This window comes from Antarcticimicrobium sediminis, from assembly GCF_004348975.1.
GTDB lineage: Bacteria > Pseudomonadota > Alphaproteobacteria > Rhodobacterales > Rhodobacteraceae > Antarcticimicrobium > Antarcticimicrobium sediminis.
Window position 1 is genome coordinate 27,803 of record NZ_SMFP01000015.1, and the last position, 16,964, is coordinate 44,766.

The following is a 16,964-nucleotide window of genomic DNA, read 5'->3' on the forward strand; positions in this document are numbered from 1 at the left end:
ATTTCTTCGAAGAAATTTGCCCCGAAAATTCGAATTTTCGAGGGCTTACTCTCTCGGGACGATCCGCAACCAGATCCCCTCCTTTGCCCGCACCGTCAAATGCGCCACCGGGATCGGATCGCGCCCCTCGACGCGCTCAACCCGGAAGTGCCGCAGCAACATCGACAGCAAAAGCGGCCCCTCGACCATGGCGAACCCCGCCCCGGTGCAGACCCGCGGCCCGGCGGAGAACGGGATATAAGCCTCGCGCTGGCATTTCTTTCCGTTCGCCGTCTGCCAGCGGGTCGGGTCGAACCCGTCCGGATTGTCCCACAGCCGCGTGTGTCGATGCAGATGCCAGGGGCTTAGAACCAATTGCGCGCCCTTGGGCACCTTTCGGTTTCGGAAGGTTTCCGGACAGGTGGCCTCGCGCACCATCATCGGCACCGGAGGATACAGCCGCAGCGCCTCGCGGAACACATCGCGGCTGATCCTGAGCCGCGACACCGCGCCAAAGTCCGGTTCCAGCGCCGCCGCCTCTGTCGCAACCTTGTCCTGCCACTCGGGGTATAGCGCCATCAGATACAACGTCCACGCCAGCGCCGAGGCGCTGGTCTCATGCCCGGCGAGGAAAAAGATCGCCACCTGATCGACCATCTCTTCGGTGTCAAACCCCTGCCCGGTGTCCGGATCCACCGTGGTGATGATCTTGGTCGCCAGATCATCCGGGGCACCGCCGGCCGCAACCGCCTCCATCCGCTCGGAGGTCAACCGCCGAATCAAACCGCGGATTTGCGCCGCATTGGCCCGCGTTCCCTTGGGAAAGATCCGCGGCACCCAGCGCGGCAGCGGTAGAAAGGCGGCCAGATTCAGGATCGGCTGCGCCCGCTGATAGGCGCGAAAGCGCGAAAACACCTCGCTCGCCACCTCATGTTCGATCGGGATCGAAAACAACGTGCGAAAGATCACATCGGCGGCGGCATGGCTGGTGACCGCTTCGATCTCGACCGGCTTGCCACCTGCCTGCGCCACCTGCGTCGCCAACCGCCCTACCGCCGCCTCGCCCGCCGCCCACATGGCCGGAAACGTATCCCGGAGCCGCCCGCCCTCAAAGGCCGGGTCGATGATCCGCCGCTGGCGTTTCCAGACCGCCCCATTGGTCAGAAAGACCGAATTGCCCAGCAACGGCCGCAGCCCCTCGCCAATGCGGTTGGACTTGGGAAAATCGTCGGGCCGCTCCTTGAGCACCATTTTCACCAGATCGGGCTGATTGAGCAGGAACGAGCGAAAGAAAGGCGTGCGAAACTCTGCCATCCACGCCCGATACAACCGTGCCGGTTGGGCCGACAGGATATCGGCCCTGAACAGCCGCAGATACCGGCGCAGCGATACCTTGTCTGGCCGCGCCGCCGGCTTCGGGGGTAACGGAGTGGTCACGCGCCCGCAGATCGGTATTTCAAGAGCGGCGTTTCGATCCGCGATTTCGACGGCTCCCGCCCGGCATAGCGATCGCCCAACGTCTGCGGACCGGCGGTGATCTGGAAATAGTCGTAATCTCCGGGTCGGTCAAAGGCACAGAGATACTGGAAATGGAGCCGGAAGAACCGCCAGCGCAGCGCCGCCCACCGCTCCGGGCTCAAGGTCTGGGTGAAGGCGGCGGACACGACCAGCGGTCCACGCTTATCCTCTGGCGCCACCCCGCTCACCGCCACCGGATCGCACAACGCAAAGGCACAGCCATCTCCGGGCGCGGAGACGTCGACCCAGGTCAGCTCGTCGCGCGCCGAAAGATATCGCAGATCGGCACGCAACCGCTGTGCGCCGGGCAGGAAAGAGACCATCGGCACCACCTGCCCCAACGTGAGAAACCCCAGCGCCGGACCAACTGCCGGCACCCGGCCCGCGCGGATCAGATCGGAAAGAACCGAAACCCCCAGATGCGCCCCCGAAGAATGGCCGATCACCAGAACCTCGTCGAAATTCTGGTGCAACGCCTCTTCGATCCGCCCGGCAAACTCTGTCAGCCGCGCCTCCAACTCTGGCGGGTTGGCCCCCCGGTAGCGCGCAGAATAGGCGTAATCATGCATCAGGTAATAGGCATAGAACTTTCGATCCAGCCGCTTGAACCAGCGCAACAGCATCACGCCCACCCAAGTCCCCAGCGCCCAGCCCAGCACCCAGCCGACCAGCGGCCCCAGAACCGGAACCATCACCGGGCCAACGACACGTTCAAGTAAAGACATTCTCTCCCATGGCAACGCACTGGCCAACAGGCCCACGCTCCACGCCACGCTCCAGGCCAGGAGCACGGCCAGAAAAAGCTGCAGCAACAGCATCCCTACCGGATACAGCGCCGCAATCACCGGCCCCTTGCGCAGCCGCATCATCCGCCACAACGCGCCGCTGCTGATATAGACCCAAGCGGTCCGCACCAAGCGCGAATAGGTCGCTGCGGTCGATGTCGACATGCTTTTTCGCACGATGTCGGACCAGACCAGAACCGAGAAATCCGCATCAACCTCAACCCCATCAATCCGGCTGTTCACATGCCAGCCATAGGGGCCCTTGGTCGTCTTGTGGCTTAGCGCGATCTCGTAGCCCGAAATTTCAGCCTGTTCACGCGCCTCCGTGCGGTAAAGCTCGCGGTAGCGGCGCGGATGAATGGGATCATAGCCGGGGATATAAAACACCCTTCGGCGGCGCACCTGCTGCGCGAGTTGAACTGTCGGTTGCGCCTGCTCTCTGCTCATTCCGCCCTCATTCTTAAGCGGATGCTAGCCGACTTTTTCGGCTAGAGTAAAGAAATCGTTGAATTTGCCCGGTTCGGCCCAATTTGGTCAAATCAACCCAAGAAATGTGGCCAAATCAACCCAGGGTGGCCAGCGCCGGGAAATTTTCCAGTAGCCAGTATGAAAAGGCCGAGAAACCGCCGGTGAGCATCAACAACCCGATGGTCCACAGCAGCAGCCCCATGACCCGCTCGATCCGCTCCATATGCCGCTTCATCCAGCCCATCAGCCCGCCGAGTCGGGGCAGAAACGCCGCGAACAGCAGGAACGGGATGCCCAGCCCCATAGCATAAACCGCCAACAGAACCGTGCCGCGCGCGATCGACCCTTCCGAGGCGGCCAGCGACAGGATCGCCCCAAGCTGCGGCCCGATGCAGGGCGTCCAGCCAAAGGCAAAGGCAAGGCCCAGCACATAGGCCCCCAACGCGCTGCCGCCGCGATCACCGACGTCAATGCGCGCCTCGCGGTCAAGGAACCCGATCCGGTAGACGCCGACGAAATGGGCGCCAAAGATCATCACCATGATCCCGGCCGCGACGTTGAAGGTCGACTGGTATTGCAGAAACACCGTCCCGATCGCCGAGGCGGTAAAGCCCAGAAACAGAAACACTGTCGATAGGCCAAGAACAAAGAACAGCGCCGGCAACAGCGCCTTGTTCCGCCCCGCGCGTCCAACGCTCAGATCGGTTACGGAAACCCCGCTCATATAGGCCAGATAGGGCGGCACGATGGGCAGAACACAGGGCGAGAGAAAGCTGACGATGCCAGCCATCAGCGCCACGGTCATCGCGGGCAGAAGCCCCGCGTCAAAGATATCGATTCCGAACATATCACCGGCATAGGCCATTGCGACGCGCAGGTCACGAGGCCATCCGGTCACATCCTTGTGCCCGGGTTCGAAAAGAAGATCGACACGCGGGATATATGGCCAGAGCCCCGATTGGACGCGGCTACGAAAAAGGCCCCGGACCAATGGTCCGGGGCCTGATATCTTTGCTCAGAGGCAGCGTATTAACTGCCCAAGGCCCACCAGCCGCGCCGTTTTGACTTGGGCTTGTCCTCAGCCAAGGCCGGCTCGGCCTCGGCCGCCACCGGGGCCGGGCTGCTCACCGGCGCCGGTTCCGGCGCGCTGACCACTTCAGGTTCTGGTGCCGCTACGGGTTCAGGTTCAGCGACGGGCGCGGGTTCCGGTTGAACCACAGCCACAGGCGCAGAAACCTCTGCCACCGGTTCAGGCACTTCGGACACAGGCTCAGGGGCCGCAACCGGCTCCGCCACCACGACGTCGACCGGTTTGACCTCAGGGGCAGCCTCAGGTGTCGCCTCGACCTCGGCAGCAACGCTTGTCGCCTCAGTCGCCACCTCTGGCACCGTTTCAGTCACAGGCTTGCGCGACCGCGACCGCGACCGACTGCGCGAGGATTTCGGCTTCGGCTTGGGCTCTGCCGCCACAGCACCATCCTCTGCATCCGCAGGTTTGGCATCTGCCTCGGTTGCGGCCGCGGCCTCAACCGGCGTCTCGACAGACGCATCGTCGTCCTCGGACCCGGTCTCGCCATTGCCATTGGTGCTGCCCGACTTGGGCTTGCGCCGCCGACGACGCCGCTTGCGCTTGGGCTTGGGGGTCTCCTCGTCGGTCTCGGTCTCGGCCTCCGCCACGACATCGGGAACCTCTGCCGCGATTTCGTCCTCGACCTCGTCCTCGATCTCGTCCTCGTCCACCTCTTCCGGCGCCATCAGCGAGGCATCGACCGATACAACCGGCGCGACAGCTTCGGGCACAGCACGGGTTGCGGTCTTGAACTTCTCAAGCGTGAAGTCGGGGCTGATCAGATGCGCATCGCCCTCGACCCGGACCGAAAGCCCATAGCGGGTTTCGATCTGGAGGATATGCTCGCGTTTCTGGTTCATCAGGTAGTTGACGATGCTGATCGGGCAGCGGACCAACACCTCGCGCGACCGACGCCGCACGCCTTCTTCCTCGATCTGGCGCAGGATGTTCAGCGCCATATTGTCGTCCGAGCGGATCAAACCGGTGCCGTGACAGGCCGGGCAAGGCTGTGTCGTTGCCTCGATCATGCCGGGGCGCAGACGCTGGCGGCTCATCTCCATCAGGCCAAAGCCCGAGATGCGGCCAACCTGAATGCGGGCGCGGTCGGTTTTCAGCCGGTCCTTCATCCGTTTTTCGACGGCAGCGTTGTTCTTGCGCTCGTCCATGTCGATAAAGTCGATGACGATCAGCCCGGCAAGGTCGCGCAGCCGCAACTGGCGCGCCACCTCTTCGGCGGCCTCAAGGTTGGTCTTGGTCGCGGTCTCCTCGATCGAGCCTTCTTTGGTGGCCCGGCCAGAGTTCACGTCGATCGCCACCAGCGCCTCGGTCACGCCGATCACGATATAGCCACCGGAGCGCAGCTGCACCACCGGGTTGAACATGCCAGCAAGATAGCTTTCGACCTGAAAGCGCGCAAACAGCGGCATCGTGTCGACATAGTGCTGCACGTTCTTGGCGTGGGACGGCATGATCATCTTCATGAAGTCCTTGGCGATGCGATAACCGCCTTCGCCCTCCACCAGAACCTCGTCGATCTCGCGGTTATACAGGTCGCGGATCGAGCGTTTGATCAGGTCGCCTTCTTCATAGATCTTGGCCGGCGCGATGGATTTCAACGTCAGTTCGCGGATCTGCTCCCAGAGCCGTTGCAGATATTCATAATCGCGCTTGATCTCGGCCTTGGTCCGCTTGGCCCCAGCCGTACGGACAATCAGACCGGCGCCCTTGGGCACATCGATCTCGGCAGCAATCTCTTTCAGCTTCTTGCGGTCGGTCACGTTGGTAATCTTGCGCGAAATGCCACCGCCACGCGCGGTGTTGGGCATCAACACGCAATAGCGGCCAGCAAGGCTCAGATACGTGGTGAGCGCGGCGCCTTTGTTGCCACGTTCTTCTTTAACGACCTGCACCAGCATGATCTGGCGAACCTTGACCACTTCCTGGATCTTATAGCGCCGCGGCCGCGGTTTGCGCGGCGGGCGAATATCTTCGTGATCGTCGTCATCCGCCACGGATTCAATCGAGGAATCCTTGGCCGCCGCATCGTTGCGATCGTCGACGCGATTGCTCTCGCCGTCGTCAGACTCGTCGGCGTCGTCCCCTTCGGAGGCGCTGTCCTGCGGTTCCTCGACCGGGGTTTCGGCCACACGCTCCATCGGCGAACTGCCCTCGGGCACATCAGCCGTATCAGCCTCGTCCGGTTCGGACAGGTCGATGGTTTCCATGCCGCTGATTTCGGTGTCGACCTCTTTGGTCTCGACCGCATCGCCGGATTTCAGATCTTCGGCCTTGGTCCGGGATCTTGATTTCGAACGCGACGAGGATTTACGCGACGAGGGTTTCTTCTCGTCTTCCTCATCCTTGGCGTGCATCGCGTCGGCATAGGCCTGCTCTTCGGCCATCAGCGCTTCGCGATCGGCCACCGGGATCTGATAATAATCCGGGTGAATTTCCGAAAAAGCCAGGAACCCATGACGGTTCCCACCATAATCGACAAAGGCCGCCTGAAGCGAGGGTTCGACCCGTGTTACCTTTGCCAGATAGATATTGCCAGCAAGCTGGCGTTTGTTCTCGGATTCAAAATCGAATTCCTCGACCTTGTTTCCGTCCACCACCACGACGCGGGTCTCTTCCGCGTGGGTAGCGTCAATAAGCATCTTCTTTGCCATAAGTCCTTGTTGCACAACCGTAAACGCGCCCGCCCAGGCGGACGCGCGCGTTTGGGGTTATGTCTTGTCAGGGCGATTTTTGACGCCGTGCGGCAAAGTCCGTCTTCCGGACCCGAAACCTGAGTGTTCAATGCTCGCGCGCGCGTCATCGCGGTTCTTCTCCGACAGGTCGAGACGGTCTCGTTTCCTGCCCGTGTATTTGCCTCACCTGATCTCAGGCGTGGTCAACTCATCGCCCAACGTGGGCACTATCGGTCTGTCCAGACTTTCGGCTCTGGGCCGCTCAAGGCTGAAACAGCGAATCTCTCACCGGGGCCTGACGCAAAAGCGCAATGGTCCGGTTCTACACCATAAGGGCAGCAGAGAGGAAAATACAATGGGCTTGTTGCACCCCAGCCACGGAATTGCAAAAGAACGCTCTCATATGCACCATTCAGAGCATCTGCCATCCAGAACGTGGCTCAGCGCGCCTCCTGCAACGGTGTCTCCAGCAAATCATCCAGAAACAACGATACGAACTGCCCCCGCCCGTTGCTTTCGGATTTGGCATATATGCGTGCCAACTGCGCCCGCACCGTCCCGTTCGCCACCTGCCGCAGCCGGCCAATCTCGGGCGCATCAAAGCCTTTGAGAGTCAACAACGCGACCTCGCGCTCGGCGTCCGTCAGCCCCCAGAAATCGAACCGCTGACGAACCAGATCGGAGAACGCGCCAGAGGCCAGTTGCAACGCGCGTTCCGCTCGCCGTGTGCGCGCCAGGGTCTGCCATATCTCATAGGCCCCCAAAGACACCCCCATCAGCAAAGCAAGGGTGGCGATCGCCTCAATGACAGTATGCTGCACAAGGCTCCCGCTCATGCTATCGACCATGATATCGACCACAACATCACCGATGAAAAAGGCCACCGCCACCGCCTGCAAGGCGATGAAGACGGACAGCACCCCAAGTCGCGCGCGGACCGCGCGGGGCCAACGCGCCTTGCGCCACGCACCAGCGGACACGCTTGATCTGAATCGAACGGGCCACCATACGGGCCGGGGCATTGGCGTTCCTCGGTCAGGACATCGGGGCGTAAAAAACAGTGCTTCCTCGCTTTGTAAGCACGTGCTTATAGCCCATCGAGCACCAAAATGCGACCACTAGGGCAACAGCGACACCGAAGCGGCGGACTTCCCCGGCGTGCGCGCACAGGATGCAAACATGGCCACATTCACTGGCACCATTTCCACAGACCTCCTCATTGGCACCGCAGGCAAGGATCTTCTCTTGCCCTATGGCGTGGGTCGGCTGGACAGCCCCGATTTCATTTCGGGACTGAATGGCGGCGACATCTATGATCTGAGCGAACCGGTCGGGCAAGACCCGGTGCATCGCTATATCATCGACGACAACGGCACCGATGGTGCCCGCGACAGCATCGTCGGGGCGGGCGAACTGATCCACTCGGCCTCTCTGGGCTATCTGGGGTTTGCCACCGCGCTGCACGACGGCGACGACCTTTTTATCGTCACCCCCTCAAAGCCGCACCGCTTTCGCGATCCGGCGCAACCTTCATACGAAATTACCATTCTGGATCACTATGCCGGTGAGGCGATCGAACAGATCACCGCTGGCGGGGTGACCTATCGGTTGCCCACCGGGATCTTCGGCGGACGATTCGCCGACCTGATGGCGGGCACCGCACTTGACGATACCCTGTCCGGCCGTGGCGGCGCGGATTACATCACCGGCAACGACGGCAACGACAGGCTCGCGGGGGGCCGCGGGGACGATACCCTGTTCGGCGGCACCGGAGACGATGTGCTGCTGGGACAGGCCGGAGTCGACCACATCTATGCCGGCGCCGGCAGTGACCTTGTCAAGGCCGGGCAAGATAGTGATCGCGTCTATGGCGAAGCGGGCGACGATACCCTGCGCGGTGGCGGAGGCGATGACACCCTTTATGGGCAAGACGGCAATGACCGGCTGTTCGGTGGTAGCGGTCGCGACATGCTAAGCGGCGGCAGCGGTGATGACCTGATAAAGGGCGGCACCGGTGGAGACACCTATCGCTATGGCTATGATGTCGACACCCTGGGGCCGTCGGAAACCGATGGCCACGATACCGTGTTCGACAAGGGCGAGACGGCGACCTGGTCCGATTATGATCGGATCGAACTGGTCGGCTTTTTCGGCCCCTCAAGCGGCAGCAGCGCAGAAGCCTTTGCGCGCCTGTCCTTCGACAAAATCGGCACCGACATGGTGATCGTTGCCGATGAGGGCCGAGGGTCGATCACCGTACAGGACCAGTTCGGCGCGCCCGAGCATTTCATCGAAGAGCTGCATTTCAACGGCGCCTACTGGACCCCGCTGCGGTTCAAGATCCTCGATGGGGCCCACACCAATATCGGCGATGACCGCGCCTATAGGTTCGGCGAAGGCGGCGAATGGAACGAGATCCTGTTTGGCACCGATGCCGACGATCAGGTTTTTGGCAATTCGGGCACCAATTTCATCTGGTTGGGGGCCGGCGCCGACACCCTGATCTATAAAGAGGCCGATCCGCAATATCTCTACGGCAACGGCGGCGGTGCCTGCAATGATATCGTGATGGATTTCGACCCGCTCGAGGACAGCATGGACTTTACCGAGATCAAGGGGCTGACCCTGGCTGATCTGGTCCTCTCCGAGAACGCCATCGGCAACGCGACCGTGGCCTGGACATCTGGCACCTGGGAGGTGTCAGATATCCTTATCGAACTGCGCGGTGTTTCCGCCAGTGAGCTCGACGCCGAGACGTTCATTTTCGGCTAGGCCGCCTCTGCCCCGTTGTCTCGAAGCGAGAGCGGCCCTGTTGTCTACGCAGGAGCCGTTCGACGTTTCCGCGCGTCAGCCTAAAGGTAATCCGACCGCTGCAGCCCGTATTTCGCCATCTTCTCGTTCAGCGTCCGGCGCGGCAGGCACAGTTCGTCCATCACACTGGCGATTGATCCCTTGTGCCGCCGCATGGTGTTGTCGATCAGCATCCGCTCGAACGCCTCGACATATTCCTTCAGCGGCTTGCCCTCGGTGGTCATCACCGGCTGCATCTCTTCGTGATCCGACATCAGCAGCGATGCGATGGTGCCCGAGCCACGCCGTGCCTGCAGCACCGCGCGTTCGGCGATGTTGATCAGCTGGCGCACATTGCCCGGCCAGGGTGCCTGCAACAGTTGCGCCGCCTCTTGCGCACTGACCTTGGGCGCATCACAGCCATATTCCTCGGCGAACTGTTCGGTCAGGCGGGTGAACAACGTCAGGATATCCTCGCCGCGCTGGCGCAACGGTGGCACCGTCATCCGCAGCGCCGCGAGCCGATAGAACAGGTCGTTGCGCAGCACATCCTCGCAGATCTTGCCGGCCTCCTGGATGTTGGAGATCGCTATGATCCGGGTCTCCGACGGGGTGCCCTGTTCGTTGATCGCGTTCAACAGCTTGGCCTGCAACGCCTCGCTCAGAGTTTCGACATCCTCTAGCACCAATGTGCCGCCGCGCGCTTCCTCCATCGCCGGGATCTGAGAATCTTCCGGCATGACCGGACCGAACAGCCGCTTGGACAGCGCCTCTTCCTCCAGCGCGGCACAGCTCACCAACACAAATTTCTTGCCCGCACGGCTGCCTGCGGCATGCAAGGCATGGGCCACCAGCGTCTTGCCGGTGCCGGTCTCTCCCTCGATCAGCACATGCCCGTCGGCTTGGCTGAGATCGAGGATATCCTCCTTCAGCCGCTCCATCACCGGCGAGGACCCGATCAGCTTTTTCATCAACTGGGTGCCGTCGCTCAATTCCTTGCGCAGCGCCCGATTGTCCAGCGTCAGTCGGCGCGCATGGGAGGCGCGCTTGGCCAGTTCCGACATGCGATCCGGGTTGAACGGCTTTTCGAGAAAGTCGAACGCCCCCACCCGCATCGCCTCGACCGCCATCGGCACATCGCCATGGCCGGTGATCATGATCACCGGCAGCGTGCTGTCGCTGCCCATCAGCTTTTTCAGGAACTGCATCCCGTCCATCCCCGGCATCTTGATGTCAGAAATCACGATACCCGGATACTCCGGCCCCAACACCTTGAGCGCATCCTCGGCACGGGCAAAGGTTTCGGTGTCATAGCCCGACAGCGCCAGCCATTGGCTGATCGACTGGCGCATATCCTGTTCGTCATCAACGATGGCGATCTTCATGGCCTGTGCCATTGCCTGTTCCTTTCGTTCTTCTTGTTCCGGCGCTTATTCCGCCGCCGCGATCCCTTCCTCCAGGATCGGCAATTGCATCTCGAATACGGCGCCACCCTTCTGCCCGTTGCGCGCGGTCAACCGACCGCCCAGTTCGGTGACGATCCCCGAAGAGATCGCCAACCCCAGACCAACGCCATCCCCCGGCTGCTTGGTGGTATAAAACGGCTCGAACAGGGAATCGAAATCCTCGATCCCGTCGCCATTGTCCCGCACCGTCAATGATGCGGTTTCACCGGCCGCCAGAATGATCTCGATCTCGGGGTCACGCACCGATTTGGTGGCGTCCAGCGCATTGCGCAAGAGGTTGATCATCACCTGCTCGACCCGCATCCGGTCGCCCATAACCCGCACCGGCTCCTTGGGCAGAAACTTGGTGATCTTCACGTGGCGCTGGCGCAACTGCGGCTCCATCATCGCCAGCGACGAGGCCAGCGCGTCGCCCAGATTCACCGGCGAGAACACCTCGCTGCCCTTGCGGGCATAGGATTTCAGCTGCCGGGTGATCGCTCCCATCCGCTCCAACAGGTCATCAATGCGCCCGAAACTGGCCAGTGCCTCTTCCGGCCGGTTGCGCCGAATCAACAGCCGCGCGCCCGCCAGATAGGTCTTCATCGCCGCCAGCGGCTGGTTCAACTCATGGCTCACCGCCGCCGACATCTCTCCCAAAGCGGCCAGTTTGGAGCTTTGGGCCAAAGTCTGTTCCGCCACGGCGAGGTTTTCTTGCACCCGCTCCCGTTCGGCGATTTCCCGCTGAAGCCGCGCGTTCAACGCCCTCAACTCGGCAGATTCGCGCTGGAACAACGCCATCCGCAGCGCCGTTTTGCGGCTCAGGAAATAGAACGCCAGCGCCAGCAGGATGGCGAATCCCATGATCTCCAGCGCCAGCGCCGCGTTCACCTTTTCCCGAATCGAGGCATAGGTCGTGAACGACGTCATGCGCCAGCCGCGGAACGGAATGCGGGTTTGCATCCGCATCACCGCCTCGCCGCCCAGATAGGCATCCGCCGGCAGTGCCGTCCAGTCGGCGGTCATCCGGATCGCCCGCTGAATCGCGCCCTGCGGATCCTGTTTCTCCAGCGCCTCTTCCTCGCTCAGCCCGCGCCAGCGCGGCTCGGTCGACAGCACGATCGTCCCGGTGCTGTCGGTGACCAGAACCGCGTCGGAAATCCCCGCCCAGGCGAGTTCGAATTTCCGCAAATCGACCTCGACCACGATCACGCCCAGCGTCCCCGACGTGTCGGTGACCCGGCGCGAATAGACAAAACTGTAGCCGCCCGCCTCGCGTTGGGTGACCGAAAACACGGTCGAGTTGGCCCGAATGGTGTCTACGAAATAGGCTTCCGAGCGGCGCAATTCGCCAAGCCGGTTGCGATCCGTCGCCGCCACCGTGCGCCCGTCCTGATCCAGCAACATCAGCGACGCGGCACCGATCTCCTCGACGAACGAAAGCAACCGCTGCGTTGACAGGCTGAAGTCGTTGGACTGAAGCGCCGCGATCAGCGCCGGGTCACGCGCCAGAAGCTGTGGCACGATGGCGTTGCGGCGCAACTCGCTCAACAGGTTGCCACTGTAAAGCGCCAGCCGCAGTTCCGCGCGATAGCGGGTGCTTTCGGTGAACCGATTGGTCAAAAGCCGGTTGGTGATAAAGACGGTCGCCACCGCAGCCGTCAGCAATAGCAGAAACGCCAGTCGAACCCACCAGCGAATGGCAGAGGACCGGGCCCAGCGAATACGTGGGGTCTTTGACGCTTTCATGCGGGCAAGGCTACGCCGCAGTCGGCGCAGGCTCAAGTCATGCCAGAGCCATCACCCCGGCCAATGCGCGGAAGAACGCCGCCCCGTCGGTGCCGCCATGGCCGTGATCCGCTGCCCGCTCCGGGTGCGGCATCATGCCCAGCACCCGACGGTTTTCCGACAGGATGCCAGCGATGTCCGCGACCGAGCCGTTGGGGTTGTCGGTATAGGTAAAAGCGATCCGGTCCTCGGCGCGCAGCGCCGCGATCGTGGCTTCATCGGCGAAATAATTGCCGTCGTGGTGGGCAATCGGAATGGCGATCTCCTGCCCCACCTCGTAGCCGCCGGTAAAGGCGCTGTCGGCGGTCTCGACCCGCAGCCCGATGGTCTTGCAGATATACTTCAGACCCGCATTGCGCAGCAAGGCACCGGGCAGGATCCCAGTTTCGGTCAGCACCTGAAACCCGTTGCAGACGCCCACAGCATAGCCACCGCGCCGGGTATGGGCCACCACCGCCTGACAAATCGGCGATTGCGCTGCGATGGCGCCGCAGCGCAGGTAATCGCCATAGGAAAAACCGCCCGGAATGCCGACGATATCGACCCCCTCGGGCAGCGCGGTTTCCTTGTGCCAGACCATGTCCACGGCAAAGCCTTCGCGCTCAAAGGCGACGGCAAGGTCACGGTCGCAATTGGACCCGGGGAAAACGACAACGGCTGCGCGCATGGAACGGGTTCCTTCAGTTCGTGAAATCGGTGAAAACGGTGAAAACGGTCCCGCCGGGCGGGGCCGGATGACCCGGGGCGATCCTCTCAGCCCAGTTCGATCTCGTAGCTTTCGATCACGGTATTGGCGAGCAGCTTGTCGCACATCTCGACCACCTGCGCCTCGGTCGTGCCCTCGGCCAGTGTCAGGTCGATCACCTTGCCCTGCCGTACGCCCTCGACACCATCAAAGCCCATCGCCCCCAGCGCGTGGCGCACGGCCTCGCCCTGCGGATCAAGAACCCCGTTCTTCAGCATCACATGCACCCGTGCCTTCATCTGTCCTGCACCTCGATCTTTGCAGCCATGCCCAAGCGGGCTTCTTCTTTGTCCAAATACTCATACCCCGCGCCCGTTCCAAGGCGCAGGGTCAGGGAATCAGTTGATCAGCGTCGGCTTGGTGACCTGCGTGTTCTTCGGCATCACGCCCAAACGGCGGGCGACCTCGGAATAAGCGTCGGTCAGGCTGCCCAGATCGCGGCGGAACACGTCCTTGTCCAGCTTCTGCCCGGTCTCGATATCCCACAGCCGGCAGCTGTCCGGGCTGATTTCGTCGGCGACGATCAGCCGCTGGAAATCGCCGTCATAGACGCGACCGATCTCAATCTTGAAATCCACCACGCGGATGCCGACCCCATACATGACGCCGGTCAGGAAATCATTGACCCGCAGCGCCAGGCTGAGAACGTCGTCCATGTCTTGCGGGCTGGCCCAGCCAAAGGCGGCAATATGCTCTTCGCTGACCAACGGGTCGCCAAGCGCATCATCCTTGTAGCAATATTCAACAATCGGGCGCGGCAGTTGCGTGCCCTCTTCGATCCCCAGCCGCTTTGACAGCGACCCGGCGGCGAAGTTGCGAACGATCACTTCCAGCGGAATGATCTCGCAGGATCGCACCAGCTGTTCACGCATATTCAGACGGCGAATGAAGTGGGTGGGCACCCCGACCAAATTCAGACCGGTCATGAAGTATTCACTCAGGCGGTTGTTCAGAACCCCCTTGCCCTCGATCACGGCCTTCTTTTCGGCATTGAAGGCAGTGGCGTCATCTTTGAAATACTGTACGATCGTACCCGGCTCGGGACCTTCGTACATGATTTTTGCCTTGCCTTCGTATATCTTTGTACGGCGCGCCATGCGAAACCTTTCGGCTATGCGCCGGGGATGAGTCCCCGCGCGTGGTGCCCTCATAGTGCAAGGGCCCGAGCGTCGCAAGCCGACGTGCCCTCTTGCTGTCGGGCCGAACCCTCTTGCGGTCGCCCCGATCGACCGGCATACCAGAACAAACCATCATTTTTCAGGGGGAGCCTCACCCATGACCACTTTCAACGACCGTGAAAACGCCTTCGAGAACAAATACGCCCATGACGAGGAAATGCAGTTCAAGGCGCAGGCGCGCGCCAACAAGCTGCTCGGCCTGTGGGCCGCTGCGCTGATGGGCAAAACCGGCGACGATGCTGCCGAATATGCCAAAGCGGTGGTAAAATCCGATTTCGAAGAAGCTGGCCACGAAGATGTGGTGCGCAAGGTTTCGGGCGATCTGGGCGACAAATCCAGCGCCGACGCGGTGCGCGCCAAAATGGCCGAACTGTTGCCGCAAGCCAAGGCCCAGATCATGAGCGAATCCGACAACTAAGGCACCCGGGGCGTGGCCCGTAGCTGGCCCGCCCCCATAAATGCCTGCCTCATAATGGTCTTGAACCATTCGGAATTGCAAAAACGCCCCGTCTATGACAGATGGGGCGTTGCTGTATCGGTGTCGAGCAGATGCCGCCCAATGATCGCAACGGAGCGACGGACATGACCAACGCCCTTTCCAAAATGCTGGCGGAAAAGGACTTTCTCCTCGCCGACGGCGCCACCGGGACCAACCTGTTCGCCATGGGTCTGCAAGCGGGCGACGCGCCCGAGCTGTGGAACGTCGACGAACCGGCCAAGATCACCGCGCTTTACAAGGGGGCGGTGGATGCGGGCAGCGACCTGTTCCTGACCAATACCTTTGGCGGCAACGCCTCGCGCCTGAAACTGCACAGCGCCGAAAAACGGGTGCGCGAGCTGAACCGGATCGGGGCCGAACTGGGGCGCGAGCTGGCCGACAAGGCCGCACGCAAAATCGTCGTGGCGGGCTCGGTCGGGCCAACCGGCGAAATCATGGAGCCGGTGGGCAGCCTCAGCCATGCGCTCGCGGTCGAGATTTTTCACGAACAGGCCGAAGGTCTGAAAGAAGGTGGCGTTGACGTGCTGTGGTTGGAGACCATCTCGGCCCCCGAAGAATACCGCGCCGCCGCCGAAGCCTTTGCGCTGGCAGATATGCCTTGGGCCGGCACCATGAGCTTTGACACAGCCGGGCGCACCATGATGGGCGTCACCTCGGCCGATATGGTGCAACTGGTCGAAAGCCTGCCCAACGCGCCGATCGCCTTTGGCGCGAATTGCGGCACCGGCGCCTCGGACATCCTGCGCACGATCTTGGGATTCGTCGCCCAAGGCACCGAACGCCCGATCATCTCCAAGGGCAACGCGGGTATTCCGAAATACGTACATGGCCATATCCATTACGACGGCACGCCCGAGCTGATGGCCGATTACGCGGTGATGGCGCGCGATGCTGGCGCACGGATTATCGGCGGCTGCTGCGGCACCATGCCGGAGCACCTGGTGCACATGCGCGAGGCGCTCGATACCCGCCCGCGCGGCGAGCGTCCGACGCTGGAACAGATCGCCGAGGCGCTCGGCGGCTTCACCTCGGCCAGCGATGGCACCGGTGAGGATGCCGGCGGCGATCCCCGGCCGCGCCGCCGCCGTCGCCGGAGCTGACCGTTTCAGGTCCGACCCGCACCCCGAAAGCCTATCCCAAACCAAATTCCCGCCCCGGACCGGCCCAGTCGGTTCGGGGCGATGCCGTTCTGCTTCGGCCCATAGCACAGAGGCCCATAGAACAGCAAAAGGGCCGGTGCGCTATACGCGCCCGGCCCATCGTTTTTTCCGCGCGATCCGATCACTCGGCGGCGGCGCTAGGCTCTCCGGAATCGCCCTTGGCATCCCCACCCTTGGTATCACGGGCTGGCGCGTCGGATTTGGCCTCGCCTTGGGCGGCGCTGGCGTCCTTGGCCGGGCCGCCCTCTGCGGCGCTGTCCTTGGCCTTGGTCGATGGCCGGCGCGTGCGCGGTTTGCGCGGCGCAGGGGCCTTCTTGGGCTTGCTTTCCGGGGTCTCTACCAGACCGCTATCAGAGTCGCTTTCGCGGGAACCCAGATCAAGAACATCAGGCTGCGGTGCATCGGGCCGCGCCACATCAGGCTGCGGCGCCTCGGCCGGATCCGCATTGCGCGGGCCAGACTCGCGCTCCTGCCTCTGAGAGCGTTCGCGATCACGCTCCCGATCACGGTCGCGTTCGGCTTGGCGTTCACGGTTTTGCCGCTCCTGCTCCTCGCGACGCGACTCCTGCTCTTGCATGGCCTCGCTCAGCATACGCTGATAATGCTCGGCGTGCTGCTGAAAGTTTTCTGCCGCCACACGGTCATTGCTCAGTTGAGCATCGCGGGCAAGCTGGTTGTATTTGTCGATGATCTGCTGCGGGGTGCCGCGCACCTTCCCTTCCGGGCCGGAGCTGTCAAACACGCGGTTAATGACGTTTCCACCAGACGAGCGGTTGCGGTTCGACTTCGACCGCGAACGGGGTTTGGACGATCTCATTTTATCTTACGTCAGCCTTGTCTTCATTGTCGT

General features: G+C 62.2%; 14 protein-coding genes. 3 read left to right on the forward strand and 11 right to left on the reverse strand.

Annotated features, from left to right (window positions below; all coding sequences use genetic code 11):
• Window positions 1-45 precede the first annotated feature (45 nt).
• From E1B25_RS18115 to E1B25_RS18135, 5 genes are all read right to left on the reverse strand, one after another.
• Window positions 46-1,416, reverse strand: coding sequence for a cytochrome P450 (locus E1B25_RS18115; protein ID WP_132831006.1), 1,371 nt, complete (start codon window positions 1,414-1,416; stop codon window positions 46-48).
• Window positions 1,413-2,729 (reverse strand): hypothetical protein, encoded by a 1,317-nt coding sequence (locus tag E1B25_RS18120; RefSeq protein ID WP_132831007.1) that lies wholly within the window; start codon window positions 2,727-2,729, stop codon window positions 1,413-1,415. The genes E1B25_RS18115 and E1B25_RS18120 overlap by 4 nt, the downstream gene beginning before the upstream one ends.
• Before the next feature lie 115 nt (window positions 2,730-2,844).
• Window positions 2,845-3,597: a cytochrome c biogenesis CcdA family protein gene (locus tag E1B25_RS18125; RefSeq protein ID WP_132831045.1), complete on the reverse strand. Its 753-nt coding sequence runs from the start codon at window positions 3,595-3,597 to the stop codon at window positions 2,845-2,847.
• A 182-nt stretch (window positions 3,598-3,779) separates the two neighbouring features.
• Window positions 3,780-6,488 carry an Rne/Rng family ribonuclease gene (locus tag E1B25_RS18130; RefSeq protein WP_132831008.1) on the reverse strand — a complete coding sequence of 903 codons (2,709 nt, stop codon included), beginning with the start codon at window positions 6,486-6,488 and terminating at the stop codon, window positions 3,780-3,782.
• A gap of 461 nt (window positions 6,489-6,949) precedes the next feature.
• Window positions 6,950-7,489 (reverse strand): helix-turn-helix transcriptional regulator, encoded by a 540-nt coding sequence (locus E1B25_RS18135; protein WP_132831009.1) that lies wholly within the window; start codon window positions 7,487-7,489, stop codon window positions 6,950-6,952.
• A 199-nt stretch (window positions 7,490-7,688) separates the two neighbouring features.
• Between E1B25_RS18135 and E1B25_RS18140 the strand changes: the two genes are divergently transcribed.
• Window positions 7,689-9,281 (forward strand): calcium-binding protein, encoded by a 1,593-nt coding sequence (locus tag E1B25_RS18140; protein WP_132831010.1) that lies wholly within the window; start codon window positions 7,689-7,691, stop codon window positions 9,279-9,281.
• 80 nt (window positions 9,282-9,361) lie between these two features.
• Here E1B25_RS18140 and E1B25_RS18145 read toward each other — a convergent pair whose 3' ends face one another.
• The 5 genes from E1B25_RS18145 to purC form a co-directional block, all read right to left on the reverse strand.
• Complete coding sequence (locus E1B25_RS18145) at window positions 9,362-10,696, reverse strand: sigma-54-dependent transcriptional regulator (protein ID WP_132831011.1); 1,335 nt, start codon at window positions 10,694-10,696, stop codon at window positions 9,362-9,364.
• A 33-nt stretch (window positions 10,697-10,729) separates the two neighbouring features.
• Window positions 10,730-12,493: a sensor histidine kinase gene (locus E1B25_RS18150; RefSeq protein WP_132831012.1), complete on the reverse strand. Its 1,764-nt coding sequence runs from the start codon at window positions 12,491-12,493 to the stop codon at window positions 10,730-10,732.
• Window positions 12,494-12,530: 37 nt separating this feature from the next.
• The gene (purQ, locus tag E1B25_RS18155; RefSeq protein WP_132831013.1) at window positions 12,531-13,199 is read right to left on the reverse strand and encodes a phosphoribosylformylglycinamidine synthase subunit PurQ; all 669 of its coding nucleotides are present in this window, start codon (window positions 13,197-13,199) and stop codon (window positions 12,531-12,533) included.
• Between the two features lie 86 nt (window positions 13,200-13,285).
• Window positions 13,286-13,516, reverse strand: a complete 231-nt coding sequence (gene purS, locus E1B25_RS18160; RefSeq protein WP_132831014.1) for a phosphoribosylformylglycinamidine synthase subunit PurS — start codon at window positions 13,514-13,516, stop codon at window positions 13,286-13,288.
• A gap of 99 nt (window positions 13,517-13,615) precedes the next feature.
• On the reverse strand, window positions 13,616-14,374 hold the full coding sequence (purC, locus tag E1B25_RS18165; protein ID WP_132831015.1) for a phosphoribosylaminoimidazolesuccinocarboxamide synthase: 759 nt from the start codon (window positions 14,372-14,374) through the stop codon (window positions 13,616-13,618).
• 178 nt (window positions 14,375-14,552) lie between these two features.
• Here purC and E1B25_RS18170 point away from each other — a divergent pair, with 178 nt between their 5' ends.
• Together E1B25_RS18170 and bmt are read left to right on the forward strand one after the other, a co-directional pair.
• Entirely contained in the window at window positions 14,553-14,873 is a 321-nt protein-coding gene (locus E1B25_RS18170; RefSeq protein ID WP_132831016.1) for a DUF1476 domain-containing protein, read from the forward strand.
• A 164-nt stretch (window positions 14,874-15,037) separates the two neighbouring features.
• Window positions 15,038-16,054, forward strand: a complete 1,017-nt coding sequence (gene bmt / locus E1B25_RS18175) for a betaine--homocysteine S-methyltransferase (RefSeq protein ID WP_132831017.1) — start codon at window positions 15,038-15,040, stop codon at window positions 16,052-16,054.
• A gap of 181 nt (window positions 16,055-16,235) precedes the next feature.
• On the opposite strand, the gene E1B25_RS18180 is transcribed toward bmt, so the two are convergent.
• Window positions 16,236-16,931: a DUF4167 domain-containing protein gene (locus tag E1B25_RS18180; protein ID WP_132831018.1), complete on the reverse strand. Its 696-nt coding sequence runs from the start codon at window positions 16,929-16,931 to the stop codon at window positions 16,236-16,238.
• Window positions 16,932-16,964: the final 33 nt, after the last annotated feature.